The organism is Acinetobacter sp. M5A5_2a (assembly GCF_053345265.1).
This window is the reverse complement of record NZ_JBKEZV010000008.1, coordinates 313,399-324,814: the sequence shown is the minus strand read 5'-3', so window position 1 is coordinate 324,814 and position 11,416 is coordinate 313,399. Positions and strand designations below refer to the sequence as shown.

General features: G+C 37.5%; 9 protein-coding genes and 1 pseudogene. 8 read left to right on the top strand and 2 right to left on the bottom strand.

Annotated elements, in window-relative coordinates; translation table 11 throughout:
• The 6 genes from ACLBWE_RS12115 to ACLBWE_RS12090 all read left to right on the top strand — a co-directional run.
• Positions 1-1,738, top strand: a 1,738-nt coding sequence (locus ACLBWE_RS12115) for a fimbria/pilus outer membrane usher protein (protein ID WP_447603107.1), incomplete at its 5' end; no start/stop codon positions are given.
• Positions 1,729-2,751: a Csu type fimbrial protein gene (locus ACLBWE_RS12110; RefSeq protein ID WP_447603105.1), complete on the top strand. Its 1,023-nt coding sequence runs from the start codon at positions 1,729-1,731 to the stop codon at positions 2,749-2,751. The genes ACLBWE_RS12115 and ACLBWE_RS12110, both read left to right, overlap by 10 nt.
• A 231-nt stretch (positions 2,752-2,982) precedes the next feature.
• Entirely contained in the window at positions 2,983-3,669 is a 687-nt protein-coding gene (locus ACLBWE_RS12105; protein ID WP_281830951.1) for a glutathione S-transferase family protein, read from the top strand.
• Between the two features lie 7 nt (positions 3,670-3,676).
• Positions 3,677-4,438, top strand: a complete 762-nt coding sequence (locus ACLBWE_RS12100; RefSeq protein WP_447603102.1) for an SDR family NAD(P)-dependent oxidoreductase — start codon at positions 3,677-3,679, stop codon at positions 4,436-4,438.
• 9 nt (positions 4,439-4,447) lie between these two features.
• Positions 4,448-5,131: an SDR family NAD(P)-dependent oxidoreductase gene (locus tag ACLBWE_RS12095; protein WP_447603100.1), complete on the top strand. Its 684-nt coding sequence runs from the start codon at positions 4,448-4,450 to the stop codon at positions 5,129-5,131.
• 77 nt (positions 5,132-5,208) lie between these two features.
• Positions 5,209-5,766, top strand: coding sequence for a chorismate mutase (locus tag ACLBWE_RS12090; protein WP_447603098.1), 558 nt, complete (start codon positions 5,209-5,211; stop codon positions 5,764-5,766).
• Between the two features lie 182 nt (positions 5,767-5,948).
• Here the strand turns inward: ACLBWE_RS12090 and ACLBWE_RS12085 are convergent, their stop codons facing one another.
• Positions 5,949-6,284 (bottom strand): hypothetical protein, encoded by a 336-nt coding sequence (locus ACLBWE_RS12085; protein ID WP_447603096.1) that lies wholly within the window; start codon positions 6,282-6,284, stop codon positions 5,949-5,951.
• A 693-nt stretch (positions 6,285-6,977) separates the two neighbouring features.
• Between ACLBWE_RS12085 and ACLBWE_RS12080 the strand changes: the two genes are divergently transcribed.
• Positions 6,978-7,529 (top strand): TetR/AcrR family transcriptional regulator, encoded by a 552-nt coding sequence (locus ACLBWE_RS12080; RefSeq protein ID WP_447603094.1) that lies wholly within the window; start codon positions 6,978-6,980, stop codon positions 7,527-7,529.
• 76 nt (positions 7,530-7,605) lie between these two features.
• On the opposite strand, the pseudogene ACLBWE_RS12075 reads toward ACLBWE_RS12080, so the two are convergent.
• Positions 7,606-8,672 (bottom strand): annotated as a pseudogene (locus tag ACLBWE_RS12075) (TonB-dependent receptor family protein); the annotation flags it as partial.
• Positions 8,673-9,174: 502 nt separating this feature from the next.
• On the opposite strand from ACLBWE_RS12075, the gene ACLBWE_RS12070 reads away from it, so the two are divergent.
• Positions 9,175-11,409, top strand: coding sequence for a TonB-dependent receptor (locus ACLBWE_RS12070; RefSeq protein WP_447603092.1), 2,235 nt, complete (start codon positions 9,175-9,177; stop codon positions 11,407-11,409).
• Positions 11,410-11,416 lie beyond the last annotated feature (7 nt).

Below are 11,416 nucleotides of genomic sequence, written 5' to 3'. Positions count from 1 at the left end.
TTCTGATTGGGGGAATAGTGTACGTCTTGCTGGTTTTCAGTGGTCGAGTGCTTACACCCAACGTGGTGATATTGTCACTTCGGCATTACCGCAATTTTCTGGCTCGGCTGCACTGCCTTCGACTTTAGATTTATACGTTAACCAGCAAAAGATTTATTCAGGGCTTGTTCCCTCAGGCCCATTTGATATTAAGCAGCTCCCGTTTATTTCGGGAAATGAAGTCACGCTTGTGACCACTGATGCAACGGGTCAGCAGAGCATTACTAAACAGGCTTACTATTTTTCATCTAAAATTCTGGCAAAAGGCATTAATGAATTTTCAGTAGACGTTGGAGTTCCACGCTATAACTATGGGTTGTATTCGAACGATTATGATGATGCCACCTTTGCTTCGGGTGCGATTCGATACGGCTACAGCAACTCGCTGACTTTAAGTGGCGGTGCAGAGGCTTCTACAGATGGTCTATCAAATCTGGGCACTGGTTTTGCCAAGAACCTGTTTGGTTTTGGGGTAATTAATGCTGACATTGCAGCAAGCCAATATAAAGATGAAAACGGTTATTCTGCCTTGGTTGGTTTGGAAGGGCGTATCAGCAAGAATATTTCATTTAATAGCAGTTACCGCAAAGTATTTGATAACTACTTTGACCTTGCCCGTGTGTCCCAAGTTCGATATTTAAAAGATAACCAGATTACTTCTGAGCCACAGAACTATCTGAGCTACAGTGCACTGGCAGATGAGATTTTTAGAGCGGGGATGAGCTATAACTTTTACGAAGGGTATAGCGCCTATCTGGGTTATAACCAGATTAAATTTAGTGAGAACTCTTATAAGTTAGTCTCTGCCAATTTAAGCGGAAGCCTGAATAAGAACTGGGGGTTTTATAGCTCAGCGTATAAAGATTATGAAAACCACAACGACTATGGCATTTACTTTGCGCTGCGTTATACACCGTCTACTCGAGTTAATGCGATTACAAGTGTATCTAATGATGGTGGCAGGCTGAGTTATCGACAAGAAATATTCGGTTTATCAGAACCTCAAATCGGTTCATTTGGATGGGGCGGCTATGTTGAACGCGATCAGGATGCGAATCAAAACAATGCATCGATTTATGGCTCTTACCGTGCTCGCGCGGCTTACCTGACGGGTCGATATAACCGAATTGGAGATAACGACCAAGTTGCACTTTCAGCGACAGGTTCATTGGTTGCGGCAGCGGGACGAGTCTTTGCGGCCAATGAAATTGGAGATGGTTATGCAGTTGTGACCAATGCTGGACCGCAAAGCCAAATTATAAATGGTGGAATCAACTTGGGCGTAACTGATAATTCTGGCAGATTTCTGATTCCTAGTCTCATGCCATATAAAGAGAACCATATTTATTTAGATCCATCGTATCTTCCTTTGAATTGGAGTGTTAAATCTACAGATCAAAAAACAGTTGTAGGTTATCGCCAAGGTGGCCTTATTGATTTTGGCGCTCATCAGGTCATTTCAGGGTTAGTAAAACTTGTTGATTCGAATAACTCAGCGTTATTGCCGGGTTATACCGTTCGAATTAATGGGCAGCAAGATGGGGTGGTTGGCTACGATGGTGAAGTATTTATTCCAAACCTCTTAAAACAAAACAAACTTGAAGTAGATCTTCTGGATCATGGTTCATGCCAAGTTGACTTCACCTATAACAGTAATCAGTACTCAACTAAAAAATTGGGACCTTATGTATGTCATTAAATATTATGAATAAGGCTCAAATAGAGAGCTATAAGAAATTTTCATTGTCTTTAAAATACTTTATAGGTATTTGCTTGTTTTATCTCGTTTATGCATTTTTTAGTCCGGCACATGCTGCTTGTACGGTAGCTGGAACCACAAATAATACGTTTACCTATACGGCAGCAAATATTAATAGTGATGCAACTGTAAACCTTTCAGGAACAATTACTTGCACGAATGGAGGACTAATACCTCAGATCTCTCCGTTTATGTGTATGAAGACTGTATTTACGGGAACCACAAATGCAATTAACAGTGTTTCATTACCTTATACAGTCACGGCAACTTTAGGTGGTGCAGGTTCTTCTACCACCAACCAAACTTCGAATGTTTGGTATGGTCCAGTGGTAACACTCGCTTCAAATAATATTCTTAATTACTCAGTAAATGTGAAAGTACCAGCCCGAACGGGGTCGCTCATTGCATACCCTAAAGGAACTTATACAGCTACGGTTCAACTATTTTGGGATATGGATCTTCTAGCGGTGTTATGTTTAGGCGATTTACTCAGCTGGGATTCTGGAAATGTAACTTTAACAGCAAACTTTGTGGTACCAAGTATGTGCCAATTAAACTCAACCTCAACTGTAGATTTCGGCAATATTAATGATATTAGTACGACTAAGCAGGATTACACAGCGCAAGGAGCTGTAAATTCGACCTGTAATTTTGGAACGCCATATAGCATTTATTTAGGCGATGGAAACAACCGTATTGCTGGTGGATTTAGGCGTATGAGCAATGGCAATAATGAATTTATTCCCTATCAGTTATATAAAGATTCTAACTATAGTACGGTGTGGGATGCTACAGGAGGCGTAACCAATGTTGGAGGGGCAGGAGGAGTCTCAAAAACAGGCTCAGGCAGTGCTCAAACTACTCCAGTGTATGGAAAAATTCCGCAAGGTACTTCCATCGCAAGTACACCAGGCAGCTATTCTGACAGTGTTGTTGTTACAGTGACTTATTAACTTTTCGAGTCTATACGCGGTTCTATTTTAGTAAAAATGGTTCCGCGTAATTTTAATTATATTCATTAAAATTGGCTGAGCATAAAACGATATAAATCAAATAATTTTGGTTTTTTGAAACTTATCCGTCATCAAAAACAGTTTGACTTAAAAATACATACTGTATATTTATTGATTAGTTCTAAAAAAGAACTAGTAAGCAAAACAGGCAATTAAAATAAAGGTAAATCAATGTCGGATATTATTTTGCATCAATGGGAGATTTCCCCATTTTGTCAGAAAGTTTCAAGAATTTTGAAATTTAAAGGAATTTCATTTGAAACAGTTAACTATAACGGCATTTTGGGAGCAAAAGTTCCTTTATTGAGTAAAGTGGGCAAAGTACCTGTAATTGACCACAATGGTCAGCGTATTCAAGATAGTACTCGAATTGCTCGTTATCTGGATGAAACTTATCCAGATACGCCTCGGCTCTATCCAGAAGATCCAAATCAAAAGGCACTTGCAGAGTTATGGGAAGACTGGGCAGATGAGTCTCTCTATTTTTATGAAGTCTATTTACGAGTAAATGATCCAGAAGCCCTAGATGAAGCAATTCGTATTAGTAGTATTGGCCGCCCATCTTATGAAAAGCCAATGGTAAAAGGATTTATTTTAGCCGAATTGAAAACACAGCTTTTCTTTCAGGGCCTTGGCCGAATGAAAGCTGAGCATGTTGAAGAAGAGTTTAGAAGACACTTAGGCCGCATTGAACAAGTCTTATCACAAAGTGAGTGGTTGGTTGGAGACTCTCAGACAATTGCAGACATTGCTGTTGTCGCTCAACTAGGTGAAGTGATTCGCACAAGCAAAAAGTTTCGTAAAGAAATTTTGGATCGTCCGTCTATTGCATTATGGTATAAAAAACAAACAGGGTGAAACGATTATGGCATTAGCAACACCAGATAAAATATTAGATTGTGTAGTTGTTATTGGCGTTGGGGCATCACAAGGTATTGGTGCAGCCGTGTGCCATCGTTTTGCAAAAGAAGGCTTAAAAGTTTATGTCGCTGGGCGTACTTTCCAAAAAATTGAAGCAGTGGCTGCCGAAATCCATTCGAAAGGCGGTGACGCTGTTGCATTTCGTTTAGATGCAGAAGATGTAAAGCAAGTACAAGCCTTGTTTGACACAATTACTAGTCAAAATGAGCGCATTACTGCTGTAATTCACAATGTAGGAGGGAATATTCCCTCAATTTTTTTACGCAGTCCGCTATCGTTTTTTACTCAAATGTGGCAATCCACTTTTCTATCGGCGTATTTAGTTTCTCAAAGCTGTCTAAAAATCTTTAAAGATCAAAACCACGGTACGCTTATTTTTACTGGGGCGAGTGCTTCTTTGCGCGGGAAACCTTTTTTTGCAGCTTTTACGATGGGTAAGTCTGCCTTACGAGCGTATGCACTAAATTTAGCTCAAATCTATAAATCACAAGGCATACATATTGCCCATGTGATTATTGATGGAATGGTCGATGGCGATAGAGTGAATAAAGCATTATTTGGCCTAGGGCGTTTAGCCCGTCTTACGCGTGGAACGGGTGGACTCAATATTGACGCAATTGCAGAAAACTATTGGATGCTTTACCAACAAACACCTGAGCTTTGGACACATGAGTTGGATTTACGCCCTTATCAAGAAAAATTTTGAGAGACTAAAATGCTAAAAAAAATATTTCTAAGATTTCAAAAAAAGCAGGGTTGTGTTGTCGTTGCTGGTCATGATTTACAACTGATTGAGCGTGACTTTGTAATTCTAGATAAAAACGCACAATTTTCCTTACATCTTTATCAAGTTGTGCATGATTTAGCCGTGCAGAATATGCAAGCCCATTCTATAAATGATGGCGTAACAGCAGTTCATTTGAATTTGGTGAATGCTGATCATTTAAAAAGCTTGTTGAGTTATATTTCCAGTCACAGACATACAATTGAACTGTGTGTGTTTCAGCCGAACTTTTCATCTTCGCCAAATATTGAGACTTTATCTTTAGAAGAGATTGAGCACCGTTGGCAGACCACAGGTTTAAGTGCTGTGAGTGTAGCGCAAGCTGTGATTAAGCCCATGCTAAAACAACAGCGGGGCACAGTTATTTTTCTTGGAGCGCCATTTAGCAACTCGACTCATTATGATGTATTAAGCCAAAGCATGTTTGCGGGCGTTCGTGCTTTAGCCCAGTCATTGGCAAGAGAGTTTCAACCTAAAGGCATTCATATCACCTATTGTATGGTTGAGAAATGGGATGGACAAAACCAGTACTTTATTTCATCTGTAAAGCAAGTGTGCCAACACATCTATCAGCAGCCTGATTCGGCATGGAGCCAAGAACTTAGCCTATCTTGAAATTTTACTTTTGCATGTTGTTAAAATACAGTACTGATCTGGAATGATGACAAAACAATAATTTCGATAGGTATTACATGGCAAAAATTAAGCGTGTTCAGCAAGCTGTTAAGGCGGTTTGTACGTTGGCAGTTTTCATGTGCTTTTCTTCATTAGCGCAAGCATATCAATATGATCAAACTGCCCGTTTAATTAACGAGCGCTTATCTTATATGAAGGATGTAGCGGGTTATAAAGCAGAGCAGCATTTGCCGATTGAAGATTTAACTCAAGAAAAGAAAGTTCTCGATCAATCTGTTTCCGAAGCTGAATCTTTTGGTTTAAATAGCGAAACAGTGAAGCCATTTATCGTGACTCAAATGAATGTTGCTAAGGCAATTCAGTACCGATATCGAGCAGACTGGTTATCGAGTCCGGAAACCAATAGGAAGCCCCAAGATTTAGCAGAAGTACGTTTAAAAATTAGTACGCTAAACACGGAGCTTTTAAAAAATATTGCCTATGAACTTAAGAAAAATAATAACAAAGCACCTCATAGCTGTGGCTACATGTGGTCTGTACAGCATCCTCAACTTAAAGAAGCCGATAAGAAAGCTTTATGTGTGGCACTAAATAAAATTAAATTAAAAGAATGAATTTCATAAGGTTCATTAGAAACTGATTATTCAAGCAATATTTTGGGCTGAGCAACCCTACATTGTTTCTATACATCAAACTTTTCTGAATAGGAGTTTTGATAGACTAAAGAGTACTGTTTCATTAAGAGTGACTAAACAGGACTCTTTAGAGATCGGATAAGGTATTAAATATCAAAATATTAACTTAAGAAAGCATTAAAACTCTTGCATTTGAAACTTAAGTCTTCATCTTCCACTTGTCTGATTTCATAATTAACATTATCCCACTGATTTTTGTGCTTTTCGATAATTAAAGAAGGGAATTGTTGAGAATTATTTCTAAAACTATCATTCAGACTTAAATCTGAAATATGGTTAAAGCATACATTAAATTTAGGGGATGAAGGATCATGTAAATCCTTAGATAGAATCAAAACAAGGTTGTAGCAATTCATTATAGGATCATGTTCTAGCTTGAATGTATCTACATGATCAAAATTAAAAAAATTCCCATTCATTTCGTCTAGGTCTAACATAATTATCCTTATTTTAAAGTAGTTGATAAAATATATTATTAAGTAGTGGTTCATATTAACTAAAGATGAGCTAATAATGAGTTTTTAACTAAGTAATTTAATACTCTAATCTAATGAAAAACAATAATTATTTAACCATTTTCTAGTCAATATCACATTGACACTCAAAACCTCTACGATTATTCTTTGCCTGCTGGCCACATTGCCAGTCGGTTTTAGCAGACCGTTTTCATCTAGGACATCAAAAAAGCAATTTTTTGGTGTCGAACTCGTTCGTCTCCCTTCGTAGCGGTAGGACGGAGGAGGGACGCCTTCGGGCGTGCCGGTTCCTAGATGACTGGTCTGCTAACCCTTCTTCGTTCTGCCACCATAATCATTTAGCAGTGATCTGGTAGAACTTCTATTTCATCTAGGAGTCCGCTATGCGTACTAATTCTTCTTATTTCTTGGCCTTTGCCAAATTCTCTCTATTCATACCATTTAAACAGTTTTTAAAACGGTTTAATCGACTCTAGGTTTTCTACACCTTTAGATCATTACGACTAAAAAATCATAGCAACAATAAAACCTGAGATAGGCGAACACACCACTTTTGTGTCGTTTTCACATGCCTGTTTTTAGCGCTCATTTTAAGAGTGACGGCATTTCTATCTCTTTTATATACAACAAAAAATTATTTTAAACGGTATATCTATGCCAAATTTAGAAGCTTTATTTAGAGCACTACAAGTGCTCCACGCGGCAAAAGATTTATTTAATCAACATGGGTTTTACATTGGTATCGACCGAATTATTAGTGAAGCCAAAATTCCAAAAGCCACCTTTTATAATTACTTTCACTCTAAAGAAAAACTTGTTGAGATGTCGCTGACTTTTCAAAAAGATGCATTAAAACATGAGGTGTTTTCTATTATTCATTCGTACCAAGAACTTATGGTTTTCGATAAGTTAAAGAAAATCTACTTCTTACATGCGAACTTAGATGGCTTTTATCGGTTGCCATTTAAAGCGATTTTTGAAATTGAAAAGCTTTATCCAGCAGCCTATAAACTCGTCATTGACTACCGAAATTGGTTCATTAACGAAATTTATAAGCTACTTTTAACCGTAAAAGTTACAGCCACAGTTGAAGATGCTTACATGTTTTTATTTGTGATTGATGGCGCGATGGTTCAGCTTTTAAGTGCAAATAAGATCGATGAAAGAGATAAGTTATTAGAATATTTTATGTCGATGCTCGTTTAGGTTGATTAATACTCGAGTGTTTAATGCCTTTAGAAAAGCCCTCAGAAGAGGGCTTTTTGTTCAATTTGATTTAGCTTTAAAAGTCAAAAGATGTTTGTAGATAGAAAGTACGTGGTTGCCCTACATACTTACCACCTGTAGAGTCAGTTGAGCGGGTAAAATATTGCTTATCAAAGACGTTCTTAATGCCACCAGCGATTTTTAAACCTTTAACTTGTGAACTTAAGTCATAAGAGGTACGGACCGCAAAAGTGGTATAACCTGAAATATCTCCATATTTACCATCAGCAGTTTCTTCTGTTTGATAGACATTACTATCTGGCAGATCTGGGGAATGCTGCTTAGACTGCGCAAACATATCAGCATTTAAAGCCCATTTATCAAGTGTATAACCTAGACCGACGTTACCAACATGACGCGAGTAAAACGGTAGGTCTTTATCTTTAAATTGACCTGCTTCAGCTACTGCTTTGGTAAAAGTATAGTTTCCATATACTTTTAAGCCTTCTAACGTATCTGTTAATTGACCAAAATCATAGCTAATACCTGTTTCGACACCCTTATGGCTGGTTGCACCTAAATCTGTCCAGATTCCGTTATTGCCAGCATCACGTACTAATGAAAGCTCTTTATCAAAGTCTAGATAGAACACGGTAAATTCGGCATTTAAACCGTTACCTAAATATTTGGTTCCAATTTCATAGTTATTAGACTTCTCTGGATGTAAACCTTCGGTTGTAGCCGTTGCGGTTGTTCCTTCAAGACGTGCTAATTGGCTGTATTGCTGTGGACCAAAAGATACACCAGCGTTTGCAAATATATTCCAATTTTCATTTGCCGAGTACATCACAGATAAACTTGGCAAAAATTCGTCTGAATCAATTTTGGATAAACAGTATTAGGTTGTCCTTTGTTATAACCTGTGAAGTTATTATGGGTTTCAATTGATTCGAAACGAACGCCTGGTGTAATCGTCCAACGACCCAGTTCCATACGGTTGTCGATATATACCGCATGCGCTTTGGTGCCACCTTCGCTACTACTACGTGGAGCAAAATCTGGAGCTGATGAATCTGCTGCATAAGATGCAGTACGTCCGGCAAACTCAGAGCTTTCTTCTTTTAAGTAGCGATAGCCTACCGTTCCATGTTTATGTATCGAAATTCTAAACGATAATTATAATCATTATAGCGAAAAAGTAACAAAATTTTATAAAAGGGTTTATGTTTTTTCTCAGAGTTTTAAACAATTTCTAAAGAATTAGATTTGATAGTAATTTCAAAGTGCTGACTATAATTTAGGTATAAACAATAAAGTTTTAGCTAGACAATGAACGTTAATAGAATGCTGTTTTCTTATGTAGAGCAATGTACAACTTCTGTTTAAAGACACTATAAGTATAAAAGTATTAGGGTACTCAGAAGTGGATTGTTGTCATCTTGGTATTGATAAAACAGTAATAAGTTGAGTTTAAACGCTATTTGTGTGAAAAGGAAAATAATTTAATAAATATTTTTAATGGAAATCAAAGAATTATTAATTTTTATTGAATATTTGTTATAGGATTTTTATATTAAATTATTGTTTTATTAATCAATAATCATTATTATTCGCGCTAATATTTACATGAACACACAAAATACATATGGAATTTATTAAGTCTCGCAAGAAGATTGCTAAATCAGCAATAGCCTCTTCATTATCAATTGTAGCTACAACAGCAATGGCTGCTCAGGAAAATTCTGTACCACTTCCATTAATTCATGTTCAAGCAGACGCAGAAGTTGTACAGAGCCTTAAAGTTGATCAATCTGCTAATTCTAAATTCGTAGCACCTCTGTTAAATACTCCAAAATCAGTTTCAGTAATTTCAAAACAACTTATTGAAGATACGAAAGTAAATACATTGAGTGATGCACTTCGTACTGTACCAGGCATTACCTTAGGTGCAGGTGAAGGCGGTAACCCGAATGGAGATCGCCCGTTTATTCGTGGTTACAACTCAGAAAGTTCAATGTATGTTGATGGTATTCGTAACTCATCATCACAAAACCGTGAAATGTTTTCTATTGAGCAAGTTGAAGTGACGAAAGGTTCTGCTTCTTCTATGGGTGGTGCAGGTTCTGTTGGTGGTAGCATCAACATGATTTCTAAAGTGGCTAAAAAAGGTGACTCTTTAGAGGGTTCTGTTCAAGCAGGTACTGATAACTACCAACGTATCACCTTAGATGGTAATAAAGACTTTGGTAATGGTACGGCTGCTCGCGTTGTCCTAATGGGGCACAAAAATGAAAAAGCTGGTCAAAGTGATGGTGCTGAATACAAGCGTGTAGGTATCGCGCCTAGCATTACATTTGGATTGGATACGCCAACACGTGCAACTTTAAGTTATTACTACTTAAGATCTGATGATACTCCGGATTCAGGTGTTCCATATAATTACGATACGACTAAGAAGGCTACTGTTGGTAAACCTGTTGATGTTAAACAAGGTATTTACTATGGTTTAAAAGGCCGTGATTTCCAAAAACAAGAAAATCATATTGGTACTTTTAAAGTAGAACATGATTTAAATGAAAATCTTACGCTTAGTAACACCTTACTCTACAGCAAATCAAAAAATGATTACCTTTGGACTCAACCAGATGATTCAAAAGGTAATGTAGCAAACGGCAAAGTTTGGCGTCGTATTAACTCTCGAATTACAGACACTGATATTTTTACCGATCAGTTATCTTTAAGAGGTAAGTTTAATACTGGAGCTATCAAGCATAGTTTCAATGCTGGCGCAGAATATAGTGATCAAGAGTCAGATAAAGGTAGTTATTCAACTACATACCCAGGGTATGCGGGTTCTACAACAGGTGGTTTTAATAGTGATTGTGCTATAAACGATGCTTGGTGTACTTCATTAACTAACCCTAATTCTAAAGATGTGTGGTTAGGGGACCGTATCGCAAATAAAGCAACAACTACAACTACAACTAAAACTACTGGGGTTTACCTATTAGATAATATTGAATTTAATCCTCAATGGCTATTGGATCTAGGTGTTCGTTGGGATAAGTTTGATACAGAGCAAGTAACAAATGCGACTGGAGCAAAAATTGAAAGTAATAAAGATTTTGTTACTTACAATGCTGGCATCACCTTTAAGCCTACCGAAAACGGTAGTATCTATGCGAGTTATGCAACATCTGCGAACCCTGTAGGTGTAGATGGTGGTGACGGTTCTGAGTCAATTGGTCAAGCTTATATGGACCTTAAACCAGAAGAAAGCCAAACTATTGAACTTGGTACGAAGTGGAATGTTTTAAACGAAAAACTTAATTTGACTGCTGCCATTTTCCGTACAGAGAAACAAAATACACGTATTCAAGTAGACTCAAGTACTTATACGAATGGCGGTGATAGTAAAGTTGACGGTATTGAACTTTCAGCAAATGGTAATATCACTGATAAATGGGCTATGAGCGCAGGTTACACCTACTTAGATAGTGAAAATACTGATCCAGGGCCAAGTTGTAGCCGTGCTGGTGTATGTACTCCTGAAAATGCAGCTAAAGGCAAGCAACTTCCAAACGTACCTAAAAACTCAGCAACTTTATGGACTACATATAAAGTATTGCCACAAGTTACTGTTGGTGCTGGCGCTTTCTATGCTGACAAAGTATATGGTGATGCAGCTAATACAAAATGGGTTCCATCATATGTTCGATATGATGCAATGGCTCGTTATGACGTTAACAAGAATGTTAATTTGCAACTTAACTTAAATAACCTTTCTGATAAGCGTTACTTTACTAAAGCGTATGCTTCACACTATGCAACTGAAGCAGAAGGACGTAGTGCAGTATTATCAGTTAACTTCAAATACTAATAAGTTT